Below are 15,405 nucleotides of genomic sequence, written 5' to 3'. Positions count from 1 at the left end.
CGATGAGAGATGCATTTTTTGTTGCACGAAGAGAAATGGTTATGGGCTTCCGGAATCCTTGGTCTTATTCCTTCTTGACCCTGTTCAGCGTATTTAGTTTGAGTTTGGTCCTCATCAATGCGCAAAATTTTGTAGAAGGATATTCAGGGATTACGGGCTCAATGTTAAGCCTAATTCTATATCTACTGCCACTAATGACGCTTTTTCTGGGGTCTTTTTCGCTCACTTCCGAAAAGGAAGAAGGGAACTGGCAAATCCTGTCCACCTATCCACTCTCAACCCTGTCTTTTATGATTGGAAAGTACTTGGGCTTGATCGCCGTATTATTAACGATCGTGATCTTTGGCTACGGACTCATGGGCATGGTCAGTGGCTGGGTTGGAACCGGTTTTAGTGCGACTACGTTCTTATTGTTCCTTGCCTTTTCCATCGGACTTGTAATGCTGTATTTGGTGCTTGCTTTATGTATTGGCGCCTGTTCCAAAAATCGCTGGCAAGCCCTAACCATTTCCGTGTCGCTTTGGTTTTTTACCGTCATCGGTTGGCCAACGATTTTGTTGGCTGTGTTAGGCTTTGTTCCTTACCTATGGATCAAGCCTTTTCTTATCGTATTGACGCTTATAAATCCAGCCGAATTAACCCGGCTGTTCGTCGTGATCAAGCTTGGAGGCGGATCCATTTTGGGTCCAGATTATTATCAATGGATCAGTTGGATACAGAAACCAGCCGGCGTCTGGATATTTATCGGGGTCTGCACCATCTGGATTGTACTTTTCCTCACTGTGGTCTACTGGATTTGGGAAAGAGGGCGGAAAAATGGATGAGATTGTTCAGGTTAATGGCGTTTATAAAGTGATTAAAAAGCAGGTCATTGTCGACAATATTTCGTTCCGAATTCGAAAAGGGAATATTCTGGCCCTATGCGGAGGGAACGGCGCCGGAAAAAGCACAGTTCTCCGTATGCTGTGTGGAATTATGCAGCCAACATCGGGCGAAATTTTCGTGAACCAAGTGCAATGGCAGCAAAATCGGAAGCTTTATTCCCAGCAAATCGGATATATGCCGGATGACTACCAATTTAATCAAGGATTAACGGCTGAGGAGACCTTAGCATTTTGGGCCGCGCTTAAAAGAGTATCCAAGGTAAGGGTTCTTGAGGTTTTGGAGACCGTTGGCTTAATCGAACATCGAAAGAAGAAAGTCACCACGTTTTCTAAAGGAATGCGCCAGCGTTTATTGTTTGCTCAGGCCTTATTGGCCAAGCCACCTCTGATTATTATGGACGAGCCTACAAACGGTCTGGACCCTTACTGGATGATTCAACTCGCGAATCTGCTGCAGCAGATTCGCGAGGAAGGCCACAGCGTCGTATTTTCCACGCATCAGCTCGATATCGCCGACAGTGTAGCAGATCATATTCTATTTTTAAACAAGGGCCAAAATGTGGGGGAAGGGTCAGCTTCCGAACTGCGCGACACCTATGGGTCGATCCACAGCGCATTTCATCATAGTCTGGGTCTGTTACCCTCATGGTGAAGCAGATAATAAAAAAGTTATAAGTCGTATAGTCGTCTGTTAACCGTGATCATTGGATTGATGGCTGTTGTAGTCGTTATATGGACTCTGGTAATTAATCACCCATTTGAATCCACAAATGAATCTGAAAAAATAAAGATCGGACAGGCAGCGCCCAATTTCGAGGCGACCGACACATCCGGAAGAAAAATCCGGCTCTCTGACTACAAAGGGAAAACTGTTGTCATGAATATGTGGGCTTCCTGGTGTCCGGCATGTGTGAAGGAAATGCCGCTGCTACAAAGGGCGGATCAGCTGTCAGATCACCAGGTGAGACGGTTTACTTTAATGTGGGAGAATCCAAAGGCACTGTGAACTCATTCTTAGAAGAACAACAATTTAATTTCCCGGTCATTATCGATGCGGCGGGAAAAGTAACGGGAGTATATAAAGTTTCAGCATTGCCAACAACCTTTATTATTGATCCGAGCGGCAATGTATCCAGAGTCATAACAGGAGAAATTTCCGAAATGGATTTGTTGCTTAGGTGGATTCATGAAGCAAAATGACAACCGAATTTATAGACAAACACACCCGAGAAAGGTCGCCGTAACGGCGGCTTTTTTGCTGCTGGTATAATGAAAACGCCATAGTCATCGTGTGTTTACAAAGCGGATACATGGTTAGAACTTGCGATCTCATGCCGCTATTCGTGACGGGATTAATTCTTGTCTTTAACATGAACGGGCTGCTGACTAATTGATGTTGGCGGCCACGCGGGCTCATGGCCACGGTTTACCCAAGTATCATTCAAAAAAGAATCGCTTTTCTTTGGGGTTTGGGTTTCGCATGCTATTTAAATGGGTAAATTAAAATGTTAGCTTTTAATTTGCAGCCTTTACATGGTAAAATCGTTTGTGCTTTTAATGGACTAATGATTCTCTTCTCGGCTTCTGAAAGGATGTTCTCAATGAATGTATTAGTGGTGGATGATCATGAAATCAATCGTACCGTATTGGTTCGAACCTTACAGAAACTTGGTTATTCTGCAGACACTGCGACCAATGGGTTAGAAGCCGTTTCAGCGACGAGATCGAAATCCTATCAGCTCATTTTTATGGATATTTATATGCCATTCATGGATGGGATTTCAGCAGCTGAAGAGATTGTTTCCTCCTTAGTTAACCCGCCACATATCATTGCGGTCTCAACAGATCCAAGCCAAAAGACACGTTGTCTGGGGTTTGCGGATTTTATTGAAAAGCCCATTAGTTTCCACCGAATTAAACAATGCATTGATTCGTTGATTTCATGAGACCACAAAGCGAGTGGGAAAGATTCTCGGTTCTCCCCAGCCTTACATAAGCCAATCCATTCGGAAAATGGAATAAAAAATAGCCAACTCAACGGAGTTGGTTATTTTTTGTTTCTGATTTCGAAAATAGGAAGGGTGATGATACTTAGTCCGCATTAGTGCTTTCTGGAATTTTTGAAACACGGGTTACCTTATAGCCTGAATTGTCCATCTTATCTAAATCGACTCTAATTTTTTTCTGGACTTTATTGTCCTTAAAGAGATCCCTTCCAAAGTAAGACTGGTGCCATTTATTTCGCAAACCTTCTTAGAATGAACCAGGGACACATCAGATGATCTGTCGGTTGAAACGTAATGGAGAAGTTATATGTTCAGACTCCGTGACAGTGAGGGTTCGTTAATGCTTTACAAAAAAAGAGCCGCTTAAGGAGAGACTCATCCGTTCTCGTCATTAGAATTGAGTTTAATTGTTCGAAAGCAGATGCAGGAGATTACAATGATACTACTTTTTTAAAATGCCCAGAACCCGTTTTCTAAATTATTGGTGGATATCCTCCTTCTCAATATTCAATAAATCTGTATGTAAATGAAGCGCGGTTATCCGGCTTAAAGGAAGAGATCTAACCTAGACAACAAAAATGTTGAAAAAACTCCAAAATAGAGTGGGTACTGATTAAAAGGGGGCAGTTAAACATTTGAATTGATTCATTGAAAATGTATATCCAGTGAGGCACGTTTTGAAATAACATTTATTATTTGCACAAATCATATATTATAGTACCAATTAACGGAGGTACTAAAATGGCCTTTTACTCGTATACTCGTGAAATGGATCTCAATAACACAAGAAAAGAAGCGACCAGCAAAACTAGTTTAATCAATAACAGCATTTATCAACAAATGAATTGGGCAAAATTAAAAGCAGAACAAAAACTGGCTAGTCAGAATATGCTGGTTCAAGTTCCTTTACCTGTCATCTACCGAAAAAACACCTCAAAGACGGTTTGGGATTTAACTAGATATTCTTTTTTATTACAAGAACAAATCCCAGAGACCGTTCACCCAAAGCTATGGGAACAGGGAAAGTTAAATCTTCATTCTGGATTGTTTAAGGTAACAGAGAATATTTACCAAGTGAGAGGATTTGACCTGGCAAACATGTCTGTCGTTAGAGGAAAAACCGGCTGGATTGTCATTGATTGTTTGACTTCTCAAGAAACGGCAGCTGCTGCTCTAGAATTATTAAAAGAGCATTTTGGAAGCTTTCAAATCAGTGCGATTATTTTTACTCATTCACATGTGGATCATTACGGAGGCGTATTAGGAATCCTCCCGTCAGAAAGCACAGTGAACGTCTATGCACCAAATAAATTTATGAAATCCGTGATTCAAGAAAATGTGACTACAGGTGTAGCCATGTCTCGACGCAGTGTTTTTATGTACGGGGAACCCTTACCTAATGATAACAAAGGTCAGATAGATGATGGCATTGGTAAAACCTTATCCAAAGGGACAGTGACATTAATACGCGATGTACAAGAAATTTCGAACAACAGTCACCTGCCATATGTTGAAAAAGTGATTGACGGTGTGGAAATCCAATTTCAACTGACTCCAGGCACAGAAGCACCTGCAGAAATGAATTTGTATTTTCCCATCGAGAAGTCATTATGTATTGCTGAGAATTGTACGGCAACACTCCATAATATTTATACTTTAAGAGGAGCTCAAGTAAGGGATCCTGTTGCCTGGGCTGCCTATTTACAACAAGCAATCGATTTATTTGGCGATCGCATAACCAGTGTATTCGGTGTTCATAACTGGCCGCGTTTTGGTACGGAAAATTGTATTGACTATATGGAAAAACAAAGAGATGTGTATCAATATATCAATGACCAAACCTTGCGATTGATCAATCTTGGTTACACGTTAGAAGAGGTCGGCAGAATGGTAACATTGCCTGAATGCCTAAGCGACGAATGGTATAATAGCTCCTTTTATGGAACGGTCAATCACAACTCAAAGGCCGTCTATCAAAAATATATGGGATGGTATAATGGTAATCCAGTTGATTTAAATAAACTACTCCCTGAAGAATCCGCAAAAAAATACATAGAATTTATGGGCGGTGAGGATGCGGTTCTAAAAAAAGCAAAAAAATCTTTCCATGATGGTGAATATCAATGGGTAGCAGAAGTAACCAAACATGTGATTTTTTCAAATCCAAACAACGAAGCGGCTAAGCTGTTATGTGCCGATGCATTAGAACAATTAGGGTATATATCTGAATCAGGCCCATGGAGAAATGAATATTTAACTGGAGCTCAAGAGCTCCGCTTCGGAAAAACACCTATTCCCATTTCAACGATAACAAAAGAGGTGTTGGATGTTATCCCTCTTGAAAACATCTTATATTTATTTAGTATTAGAATTAATGGTATTAAGGCAGGGAATTTCGACTTCAAAATTAACTTCGTAATTCCTGACCGAAAGGAAAAGGCTTCAACTGAAGTCAAACGCGGAATCTTCAGATACTTAAAGAGTGAAGTAATAGGTGGTGCAGCAGTCACAGTCACAATGTGGAAAGATCAATTATATGAGCTTGTTACGACAAACAACCGTTTTGGTAACTCCATTATCCTTATTCAGGGAGACAAACACAAATGGGACTCATTCCTAGAAGCCATTGATAAAATTAACCCTAATTTTAATATTATGACCCCTTAAGAATGAGCAGGTCTCTGCTGCCGGCTCGTAGCTTATGGCATTGCCTACATAAACTCAGACTCCTTGAAGTCTGTTTAACAGCTCTCGTTTCCGAACGGGGATGATCGGAGTGCTGCGGGATTGGCCGATATGGCTGCGCGCATTTGCCGTCTCATTACGTGGTGAGCTGTTACGGCATCCTAGACTGATACCTTTAATAGCCACCCGGCCGGTCATGAATTTGGGTTCGCTGCGTTCAGTCGAAAAAGTGGTGGCAGCGCTATGTAAAGCAGAACTCAACCCGTTGCGCGCATTCCATATCATTAATACTGTAACGACATTCGTTACCGGACATACTTTGGCTGAAGCGGGGAGCACACCGGGACATGAAGATTTTGCGGAAGAGCTTGGGAATCGTCTTGATCATAACGAGTTTCCTTGCATTAGCGAGGCGATCCGACGCGGATTGGGCAGTTCTGAAGATCATCAAGCCCGATTCGAATTTGGGCTCGATGCTTTATTCGCCGGGTTTGTTAAGACAGCTTGCAAGTACCCAAACATTGTGTGACACAAGCCTCTAAGCTTGCACCATCCTTCGAGAAGATAAAAGGAAACGCAAGGCAGTTGGCGAACTCCTCTATTACCCTGATTTAAAGAAGGGAAACGTTGAAGGAGGGTATTGGGAAAATGAAAACGATTCGCAGCATGTTGAATTAAGTCGTAAGACGACAAGATCATATATGCTTAATAGCCGCGTAGCTGCGGCCTTTTTTATTAAAAATCCAGAAAGGATCATAATCAAATAGAGGATTACCTCACTGTGAACGCCCAAACAAATTCAGGAAGCTCTTGTTTCTATATGAAAAAGAATGAAGTAATTAGGGTAGTATATCGTGAAAACCTCCCTTAATATTGACGGAGATCACTTGTACTTCACATGACAAGCGAAAATCCTAATACCTTAAAGGGAGTGTACATTGTGGATAACCTTAAAATCTGGTTTAACGAACCAGCAAAGCTCAGGGAAGAGGCTTTACCGTTAGGTAATGGGACATTGGGAAGGTGGCCCGGTGAATAGGAACAACCCGGATGCTCTCAACCATCTCGATGAAATACGCAGATTGGTGTTTAAGGGGGAAATTTCAAATGCGGAGGAATTAGCCTCTAAAGTGCTGATTGGTGTTCCAGATGGGCAGCGCCATTATGAGCCGCTTGGTGACCTATATTTGGTAAGCCGAAATTCTGATTTGGACGTAGAAGATTATCGGAGAGAACTTGATCTGGAAAATGCAATTGCCTCCGTGAGATATACATCAGGAAGCGTCGAATATCATAGAGAATATTTCACGAGTTATCCTGATCAACTTCTGGTTATTCGCCAATCTTCAAGCATTCCAGGCAATTTATCTATCTCAACATTGTTCGGAAGAGGGACGGTATTGGAACCTACTCTGTGGTCGGATATTTTGAAACATCCGGTGGGATTTCATGCTTATCTAGACAACTACGGCTGCAGGGATTGCCTCCTACACGGAAGGATTTCAAACCTTCCAAGGAAGACGACAGCAACTGCTTATTCAGTAGATCCTCGTTGTTGGGCAATTCACCATCTGCATAAATTGCTCCTGATATAAAGACGTTTAGTTTAGGCTTTATCCAAAGTAACGGTACTTTTCGAGTTTATTCCATTTTTTATTTTTTCTCCCAAGCGGGGTTACCCCAGGTTATGTAAGCCAGTTAGTTCGAATTATATGTGAAGAAAACCAACTCGGATCAAGAGTTGGTCTTCTCTTGTTGGAACAGTTTTTGTGCCTGCCTACCGATCGACATATGTTTACAAGTTCAACCCCAGTAACAGCCGCCTCAGAATGGTAGCCTCTGACGAGATGAATGTCCAAAGCATAGACATTTCCTTACGGTATCTGTGGCAAGGTATTTTGCTTCTATACCTTTTCGTGTTTTCCTCTCGTCATACCTTTTGTCGTCATGTAACTTGATCCCAACCTAACCAATTGCCTTTCGAAGTCCGTCGGGCTAAATCATCCAAATAAATTGGACTTACTTATCTTTTACTGTGTCGATGGATGCGATTTTGTGGATGTTATCCCAACTTACGGCTGCTCCAACGGATTCACTAATGAAACGCAAGTTAACATACAGCGTGCTCGTCTCGGGGTCAATAAAAGGGCTCTGCGTTAATTTGATCTCCTCACCATTCAAACTTGCCGTCCAATTACTAGCTGAGACTTGGATTTGAATGACAGTATCCCCTTTTTTTCCGGTTACCGTTTGGGTCTTTTCATCCGTCTTAGCCCAATCGATCGAAAGCCCCAGTGCTGTGAAGAGCTGCCTAAATGGAACCATAACATTGCCATTAATCACAGTCGGCTTTGGGTCCATTTTAAGTTCCTTACCATCAATTGTAACCGATCCGTGAACAGCTACCTGAGCTGCTTGTACCGTGCTTGGTGAGAAAACAGCTAGAAGAAATACAGCCAACATAACAGACAACCAACATGATTGCTTCCACTTAAATTTCAACCTTCATCACTCCAAACTGCAAGTAATTTTCGAAAAACCTAATAATTAAAGTTTATATGTGTTAGAGTCCACATCAATTGTAACATTATTATTGGTACGTGTTATCAATGCGTGATCCTGTTCAGGGGCTGAAAATGAACTGCTGGGAACGGCCGTTCCGTTTATATTGATGTTAGAAAATATCCCCTTGTTTCTCCCTGTATTGTCCGTTGACACTACAGTTGAAAGTACCTTCCAATGGGTAATTGAAGTCGGTGCATTGGATCCTAAATCAGGAGAGTCGGCTATTGCAATTAACGAAGTGTCATTTTGATTATTGCAAGCGTGGTCTGCACAGGTGGCCTTCCCCGTGATCTTTAAGCGAATGGTGTGAGTCGTTATGCTATTAACAGTCTGCGCATAATTATACCATGCCACCATCGTGACTGATGAATTGGAGAGAAATGCATTTTTATCCCACATTTCATTATAACCAGACTCATAACTCGAAGTCAGTTTGGAGCCGTTATGTTTAGCATTAAACGCAAGTCTCCAGCCTTTTTCGTTACTGTTTGGACCTGCTGATGTCACGAAGACCGTTCCCAAGTCAGCTTCATACTGGGAATTAGTAAAACCGATATAATTATAAGCCGCAGTTTTAGGAACAACATAGGAATCAACCGGCAACTGCAGTGAACTCATCAAATATGAGCTAGATGAACCGGATGGTGCTATATAATTCCTTCCTCCAACACCATCGGAAATAAAATCCGTTTGCCCCGAAGCTAATGGAGCAAGTTGTTGTTCCGCGCTTTGGGGGTTATCGAACAAAACTAATTGAGGTGTGCCACCACTGGGTTCTTCGTACAGATAGCTGTTATTGGGGTCTAAAGAATAATATGCATAGGAAGGAGGGGTGCTTGTTTGTTCATCTGAATTGCTACTCTGTAACGTTATTGCCCTCTCTTTCTCTAGTACATTTTTTGCGTGTGCAACCATGGAATTTAGAGTCTCATTCGAATAATCTTTCTCCCCATAGTTAGAGAGAACAACGTTAGGCATGGAACTCACTGATTGGTCAGGGATATTTTCAGTCTGGGTTGTTGTTTGCGCAGATGTAACAGTAGGAATTGCAAGAATAAGAGCAAAAGTCGCCGAAAATACTAGCTTTTTCACAAAGAGCACCATCCACTTCTCCGATTTTGTTATTGGTTCGTTAAAGACGAAAATAAATTTTTATTTCCTTAACACCTCACTTTATCTTTAAATAGGTTTTCTGAAGTACCCAATGTAATGCCTACAGTTCTGACCGGGTACCTCCTCTCTATATAAACGAATAGGATGCTAGGGAAGTTTGGGATAGTTAAAATTTTTTTGTTTTTGAACCTCGACTCGGATGGGAACTCTACTTACTTTTATGCGGGATAGTACCAGCGTAGCTGTCACCGACGGCAAAGTAGATGATGTAAATGGAAAAAAGCGGTCTCATCACGGCACCCTGGTTAAACGTTTACCTCTACATAGGAAAGGGAGTTACAAAAGCTAAACTGGCTTCAGGGATTAAGCTAACGGGCAGGATAGCGTAACTGCATTCCATATTGAGCGTATAGAAAATAAGCAAATATTTTATATGCAATAATGAGGTTCGCTGAAGATGAAAAGTTGATCAAACCAGGCTAAATCATGAAAGGGAGGTATTTATTATTAAGTTAGATCATTTATCTAAAGCAATCAAGAAGGATAAAGTTTCAAGCTGCATTATATATAAAGATTAATCAATTGTCTTTGAGTACCATAGGAATCGAAAAATTAAGGACAAGCAACATAAGGTGTATTCAATAACAAAAAGTATTATTTCTGCACTGTGAAGACTTGTACCGTCGTGGTGCCGAGGAAGTGCTGCTGGGTGTTTTTGACGCCTTCCCGGGCTGGAGGACGCTTTCCGCGAGGTCTATCCCAAGGCAGATGTGCAGCACTGAATCTGATCGCAAATACTTGTAATTTCGAATTTAATTTAGCTGTGGGATACTTCTGGAATGCTTCTTAATACACTGCAAAACCGTCATTTTGACGGTTTTTTTGTACCTTAGTACATCATATCCAATCAGAATCTTACGATATGCATCGTTTTAAGTATATACAAGCATTTGTGCAACTGAATGTCATAAAACCCTTGATTAAATACTTAATATAACTTAAATTATACTTGGGAGGATGCATATGAATCAAGAGGAACGTTACGTTCACATTCTGGAATTTTTGGATGAACATAATACGATGTCTTTACAGCAAATTTGTGAGTTATTCGGCGTATCCAGAGACACTGCCAGACGCGACATCGTCCACCTTTCATCTAAAGGACTGGTCAGCCGAACCCATGGAGGGATTGCCGTTCCCTCATTATATCGAAAGTTGCGGGATTACGAATCCAGGTCAAAAGAAAAATCGGAGGTGAAGCTGCAAATCGGTGAGCAAGCGGCGAAGCTGATCGAAGACGATGATTTGATTTTTATGGATATCTCCACAACCGTACACGCGATGACCCAATTCATGAATGAGTTGAATGTACAGGTCGTGACGAATTCCATCGATATTGCCAGCACATTGACCCATTCGGTTAAACCGGAGGTTCACTTTTTGGGAGGGACAGTGAACAAAATATCCCGTCATGTCTTTGGATATTCCACCCTGTCCAAAATTTCGGACTATCAATTTAACAAAGTGTTCATCGGTGCCGCCGGCATCACTAGCAAAGGAATTTATTACGGCAACGAGGAAGAAATCGAGTTTAAACGGGAGCTGGTGAAGCACGCTGGTCAAATCTTCCTGCTCATTGATCATACAAAGCACAACCTGCTTCATAAATTCAGGGCGTTAGATTTAAAGGCAGTCGATCACATCATAACGAATCGCTCTCTTCCTTTGGAAATTGTTCAGCGATTGGATGCTGATGTTCAGGTGATGGTTATAGGAGAACACGATTACGATTAAAGCGAGGAAAAGGGGAAATGTAAATGGACCGATTCGTAGGCATTGACATTGGCTGCACCAAAATGCTGATGTTAGCCGAATATCAAGGTGAAAAAATTACGAAAACCGTTCCAACAGGCTTTGCTGTTACCAGAGAGCACCTCAAAAACGAAATCGTTTCGTTTATTCAAGGCTTGCCGTTTACTCCTTCCGGCATGGGCGTCGCTGTTGTGGGATTCGTTGAAAACGAGAACAAGGTCGTATTTTCAAGTTTGTCCTCGCTTACCGGAATAACTACAAGCGATTTGCAAGTTGGCGATTTTCCGGTATATTTCATTAATGATGTGAAAGCGGCGACCCTTCACGAAACCTCATCAATCGATCCAAATACGACATCCGTCGTTATCGTAATCGGAACCGGAATTGCCATGGGGATCAGAGCCAACGGTCAATTCGTCAATGGGGCAAACGGCTGGTCGGGCGAGCTGGGCTATATCCCGATCCCGACTCCGGAAGGCACGAATCGATTGGCCAAACTCGCCGGCGGTATTGGAGTCCTCGAAATGGCAGGCACGGATGCTGAAGATTTGCAGCAGCGGCTTGAACAAGGAAACCAAGAAGCCCAAGAAGTCATTTTAACCGCAGGAAAATATATGGGAATCGGTCTGGCTATTGTCATTAACTTGTTGAATCCGGAAAAGATTGTGCTAGGAGGCGGCACGCTGAAATATAAAGGATATTACAAGGCTGCACTGGAGCATGCGCAGCAGCATGCACTGCCTGATCTATGGAACGCATGCACCATTGAGCAATCTAAGGAACCTGGATTCATGGTGGCTCAAGGAGCCAGACGCTTTGCGTTCCGCTCGTAACCGGGCAATGGTGCCCAAACCGCTCTTTCTGAAGGATTATTTTGGCAAAGCAGCTGCGGTCATCACATTGGCCGCTCCTGCTATGACGGAGAATATTCTGCAAACCGCTATCGGGTTTGTCGACACCCTTTTTGTATCCAAACTGGGGTTGCAGGAAGTGGCTGCCGCCGGGATGGCCAACAATATAATGGTTGTTTATTTTGGTATTTTCATGGCGCTTGGCGTAGTGACCAATGCATTAATTTCAAGAAGCCTCGGATCCCGCGAAGGCGAAAAGTCGCAAAGCATCGCGGTGCAATCCGTCCTGGTAGCGTGTGCGGCAGGGCTATTGCTCGGGTGTCTCACTTTTTTATTCTCAAAACCAATCCTGATATTATTCGGGGCAACCGGAAAAATGTTGACAGATGCAAATGTATATTTTCGAATTGTCGCCATTCCCTCCGTACTTCCTGCACTAATGATTGTTCTGGGGAGTATTTTGCGTGGAACAAGCGATACAAAAAGTCCAATGAAAGCCGGATTATGGATGAACGCTATTCATATACTGTTGGATTATCTGTTTATCTTTGGTCTGTGGCACTTTTCCGGATGGGGCATTGTCGGGGCGGCATGGGCTTCGGTCGTGGCGCGAATCCTAGGTGTCGTAATTTTGATTCTATCGGTAAGAAAATCGGTGGTGTCTTTTCCGCTTGCTAAATTGCTTCAATGCAAAGCAATCGAAATACTCCTGCTGTTAAAACTGTCTGGCCCCGTTGTCGTTGAGCGTTTATTGAGTCGGTTAGGCTCTGTAGCTTACATGGGAATAGTCATCTCCATCGGCACGGACGTCTATGCTGCCCACATTATCGCCGCAAATATCGAAACACTGGCCTTTATGCCGGGCTACGGACTAGGTGCGGCAGCAACGACCTTAGTCGGCTACAGTATCGGACAAAAAAACAAGCAAGATGCCTGGATATATGGTGTGCTGTCCACCGCTATTGGAGCGATCATGATGTCCATCGTCGGCATCCTATTATTTATTCTTCTTCTCCCTTGGTTCGTTTTATGGTTTACGACGGACCCCAGCACCATCCAGCGAGTTGAAACGGCGCTGCATATTGCTGCATTTTCGCAGTTCGCGCTAGCGGGGACCCTTGTCCTTGCCGGCGCTCTCCAAGGCGCCGGGGACACTAGAAGCCCGATGTATAGTACGTTTATCGGGGTATGGCTGATCCGTTTCGTTGGCGTCTATGTACTAGGCAGCGTGCTCAAGATGGGGATTGCCGGAATCTGGATCGCTATATCCGCCGATTTATTCGTAAGAGCGATCTATCTCTTCTTCCGCTTTCACAGGAAACTGCACACGCGTTCCATCAAGCATGAGCCTTCCGCCTAAACTGGCTCCCATTATTTAAATCTGTTTCCTATAGGATCGTTAGTATCAAAACCAACGGCATCCATTTCGAATTCCTCATAATCAATTAAAAACAATTCATAAAACGATAAATGCCAGTAGATAGGGTCATGCAGAGGAAGTAAGATAATTGAGTTGAAGGTCCGCTTTATGCTACACACATCCAATGCATAAAGCGGACGATAAATGAAATTTCAAATTGCAATGTTTTTAACGGACCTGCGCCTGAAGCGCCTTAATCTCGGCATCGCAAACCCGCATCAGGTACAGAGACAGTATTCTTAGTGAGGGTAAGGCAGGAGGCGTTCATCCGCGGCGATCGCATACCTTGGATAGTTACAGAGAGGGGCGATAATTACTCCTACCAGAGGTCAGTTGATTGACAACTTCATGTATATGGTCAATCATCCCCAGCTCTTCATAAACTCGCGGAGTCGTCTGAGATACCGTTGCATGAAATGAAATGGGAAGATAGAATGGGGAAGGTGGGTATATTACCTAATTCTGCATTCCTTATCAAACCTGACGATTACGTAGCCTGTGCGTATGCTGAACAGGATGCTGATAAAATTCAAGCATATCTTGAAAAAATTTTAATTTTTTCCTTCTGATAAAAACTCTCAATTAATTAGGTGGTTATAGGAATAATGTCAAGAGAAAAGATTTTAGATGCAACATCTCACTTGATTCAAACAGGAGGTATTTCTATGGTCGTTATGGAATCCGGATCTTATCGCGTTGTTAGATCCCACAGATTTTGAACCGTTGCGATTAGCTGTACTGCAATTAATCGATAAAGTAGAGAATCACCTCAAAACAGAAGGTCCTTTAAGGAACAATGTTCTTGTCCTCAGACAACATTTGTGTCATTTGTCTAATGACACAAATCCACCTACATATTAAATGTGAAGAAAGCCTGATGGATCAGGCTTTCTTTTATTTTTGTAAGGAATCTTGTGTCATAAAAAAATGCACAAAAGTGCCTATATAGTAGGATAATGACACAAAAGTGCCTACATTATTACGGGATTAACCCAAAAGAGAAGAACGACCCTATTCAAATTAAAACCAAGCCTAAATGAACCTCAGCTCTCGAAAATGGTACCACTGTCATTAAGCTAACGGGCAGTTTACTTGAGGACACATAATTACATATGATGGTCCCAAATATCCATTTATCCTCAATGGGGTTTTTGTTACACTTCGCTATAAAGGGGGATGAGCTTGAGTGAGGGGACGAAACAAAGACATACGAGTTGTTATTGGTGCTGGCGGATATAACAATAATCCCGAGTGGACGCAAACCGAAGAGACAGAGCTAAATTTATTACGAAGAGAACAGTGGTCTGACCGTTTTGAACCAAATACCATTACTGCAGTTTTAGCTGAACATGTATGGGAGCACCTAGATTTCGAAGAAGGTGTTAAAGCTGCAAAGGTTTGTTTTGAGTTCTTAAAATCTGGAGGGTATGTTCGATGTGCTGTTCCGGATGGTTATTTCCCTGATGAAGAGTACCAAAAAGGAGTACAAATCGGCGGACCAGGTCCTGCTGACCATCCTGCTGCAAGCCATAAAATAGTACATACCTATAAAACCCTTTCGGCGATGTTTGAAGAAGCTGGTTTTAAAGTGAATCTTCTAGAGTATTGCGATGAAAATGGAGAATTCCATTACACCGATTGGGATGAGAAAGAGGGTTTCATTTACCGATCGAAACGCTTTGATCACCGCAACAATGAAAACTCTTTGGGATTTGTTTCTCTAATGGTGGATGCTGTTAAGCCAACTTAAGCCCCAGAATGAAATACAAACGGGGCGGGAAGGTAAACAATCGGCCGGCCGGAACGTCAGCGCGTGGCGGGCAATGAGAGAAAAAGCTGTCGGGGGACAAGAACAAAGTCCGATTGAAAGTCGCTATTATAGCGGCTTTTTTGTTTTATCGGTACAAGTTCTTGTCCCGAGTCGAGGACAAGAACTTAGAAAAGGACAAGAACATGAGCCGATTACCGATTAGATAACCATTTAAATATGTTTCCAATGCAACTTCATTAAGCTAACGGGCAGAATTGGTTAATTTACCATCCTTCGATAAATTAAATTTATATTCGGT

The 15,405-nt window shown here is 42.5% G+C and carries 14 protein-coding genes; 12 read left to right on the top strand and 2 right to left on the bottom strand.

What is annotated here, in order from left to right; translation table 11 throughout:
* Nucleotides 1-2: 2 nt before the first annotated feature.
* The 8 genes from CJP46_RS07890 to CJP46_RS07855 all read left to right on the top strand — a co-directional run bounded on the left by CJP46_RS07890 (nt 3) and on the right by CJP46_RS07855 (nt 7,170).
* On the top strand, nt 3-824 hold the full coding sequence (locus CJP46_RS07890) for an ABC transporter permease (protein ID WP_094594982.1): 822 nt from the start codon (nt 3-5) through the stop codon (nt 822-824).
* The gene (locus CJP46_RS07885; protein WP_094594981.1) at nt 817-1,536 is read left to right on the top strand and encodes an ABC transporter ATP-binding protein; all 720 of its coding nucleotides are present in this window, start codon (nt 817-819) and stop codon (nt 1,534-1,536) included. The genes CJP46_RS07890 and CJP46_RS07885 overlap by 8 nt, the downstream gene beginning before the upstream one ends.
* 60 nt (nt 1,537-1,596) lie before the next feature.
* Nucleotides 1,597-1,890, top strand: coding sequence for a redoxin domain-containing protein (locus CJP46_RS37505; RefSeq protein WP_094594980.1), 294 nt, complete (start codon nt 1,597-1,599; stop codon nt 1,888-1,890).
* Entirely contained in the window at nt 1,791-2,084 is a 294-nt protein-coding gene (locus CJP46_RS07875; protein ID WP_094594979.1) for a redoxin domain-containing protein, read from the top strand. The genes CJP46_RS37505 and CJP46_RS07875 overlap by 100 nt, the downstream gene beginning before the upstream one ends.
* Nucleotides 2,085-2,485: 401 nt before the next feature.
* Nucleotides 2,486-2,830 (top strand): response regulator, encoded by a 345-nt coding sequence (locus CJP46_RS07870; RefSeq protein ID WP_179281072.1) that lies wholly within the window; start codon nt 2,486-2,488, stop codon nt 2,828-2,830.
* Between the two features lie 801 nt (nt 2,831-3,631).
* Complete coding sequence (locus CJP46_RS07865) at nt 3,632-5,557, top strand: alkyl/aryl-sulfatase (RefSeq protein ID WP_094594977.1); 1,926 nt, start codon at nt 3,632-3,634, stop codon at nt 5,555-5,557.
* Nucleotides 5,558-5,666: 109 nt separating this feature from the next.
* A complete protein-coding gene (locus tag CJP46_RS07860) occupies nt 5,667-6,104 on the top strand; it encodes a TetR/AcrR family transcriptional regulator C-terminal domain-containing protein (RefSeq protein WP_179281071.1) in 438 nt (145 codons plus the stop codon).
* A 502-nt stretch (nt 6,105-6,606) separates the two neighbouring features.
* Nucleotides 6,607-7,170 carry a glycoside hydrolase family 95 protein gene (locus CJP46_RS07855; protein WP_256992232.1) on the top strand — a complete coding sequence of 188 codons (564 nt, stop codon included), beginning with the start codon at nt 6,607-6,609 and terminating at the stop codon, nt 7,168-7,170.
* A 424-nt stretch (nt 7,171-7,594) separates the two neighbouring features.
* Here the strand turns inward: CJP46_RS07855 and CJP46_RS07850 are convergent, their stop codons facing one another.
* Entirely contained in the window at nt 7,595-8,077 is a 483-nt protein-coding gene (locus tag CJP46_RS07850) for a copper amine oxidase N-terminal domain-containing protein (protein ID WP_094594975.1), read from the bottom strand.
* 45 nt (nt 8,078-8,122) lie between these two features.
* The gene (locus CJP46_RS07845) at nt 8,123-9,232 is read right to left on the bottom strand and encodes a YrpD family protein (RefSeq protein WP_179281070.1); all 1,110 of its coding nucleotides are present in this window, start codon (nt 9,230-9,232) and stop codon (nt 8,123-8,125) included.
* A 1,044-nt stretch (nt 9,233-10,276) separates the two neighbouring features.
* On the opposite strand from CJP46_RS07845, the gene CJP46_RS07840 reads away from it, so the two are divergent.
* The 4 genes from CJP46_RS07840 to CJP46_RS07825 all read left to right on the top strand — a co-directional run bounded on the left by CJP46_RS07840 (nt 10,277) and on the right by CJP46_RS07825 (nt 15,086).
* A complete protein-coding gene (locus CJP46_RS07840; protein WP_094594973.1) occupies nt 10,277-11,047 on the top strand; it encodes a DeoR/GlpR family DNA-binding transcription regulator in 771 nt (256 codons plus the stop codon).
* A 23-nt stretch (nt 11,048-11,070) separates the two neighbouring features.
* Nucleotides 11,071-11,898 (top strand): ROK family protein, encoded by an 828-nt coding sequence (locus CJP46_RS07835; protein WP_094594972.1) that lies wholly within the window; start codon nt 11,071-11,073, stop codon nt 11,896-11,898.
* A complete protein-coding gene (locus CJP46_RS07830) occupies nt 11,882-13,276 on the top strand; it encodes an MATE family efflux transporter (protein WP_256992231.1) in 1,395 nt (464 codons plus the stop codon). Before CJP46_RS07835 ends, CJP46_RS07830 begins: the two co-directional genes overlap by 17 nt.
* 1,246 nt (nt 13,277-14,522) lie before the next feature.
* The gene (locus CJP46_RS07825) at nt 14,523-15,086 is read left to right on the top strand and encodes a class I SAM-dependent methyltransferase (protein WP_094594971.1); all 564 of its coding nucleotides are present in this window, start codon (nt 14,523-14,525) and stop codon (nt 15,084-15,086) included.
* The last annotated feature ends 319 nt before the right edge of the window (nt 15,087-15,405 follow it).

This window comes from Paenibacillus sp. XY044, from assembly GCF_002257645.1.
GTDB lineage: Bacteria > Bacillota > Bacilli > Paenibacillales > Paenibacillaceae > Paenibacillus_AQ.
Note: the sequence above shows the minus strand (reverse complement) of the source record. Positions and strands in the feature narration are given on the sequence as shown.

Excerpts from the sequence above, each read along its gene's own strand:
- CJP46_RS07890 (WP_094594982.1), top strand. The coding sequence starts at position 3 with ATGAGAGATGCATTTTTTGTTGCACGAAGAGAAATGGTTATGGGCTTC.
- CJP46_RS07885 (WP_094594981.1), top strand. The coding sequence starts at position 817 with ATGGATGAGATTGTTCAGGTTAATGGCGTTTATAAAGTGATTAAAAAG.
- CJP46_RS37505 (WP_094594980.1), top strand. The coding sequence starts at position 1,597 with ATGGCTGTTGTAGTCGTTATATGGACTCTGGTAATTAATCACCCATTT.
- CJP46_RS07875 (WP_094594979.1), top strand. The coding sequence starts at position 1,791 with ATGTGTGAAGGAAATGCCGCTGCTACAAAGGGCGGATCAGCTGTCAGA.
- CJP46_RS07870 (WP_179281072.1), top strand. The coding sequence starts at position 2,486 with ATGAATGTATTAGTGGTGGATGATCATGAAATCAATCGTACCGTATTG.
- CJP46_RS07865 (WP_094594977.1), top strand. The coding sequence starts at position 3,632 with ATGGCCTTTTACTCGTATACTCGTGAAATGGATCTCAATAACACAAGA.
- CJP46_RS07840 (WP_094594973.1), top strand. The coding sequence starts at position 10,277 with ATGAATCAAGAGGAACGTTACGTTCACATTCTGGAATTTTTGGATGAA.
- CJP46_RS07835 (WP_094594972.1), top strand. The coding sequence starts at position 11,071 with ATGGACCGATTCGTAGGCATTGACATTGGCTGCACCAAAATGCTGATG.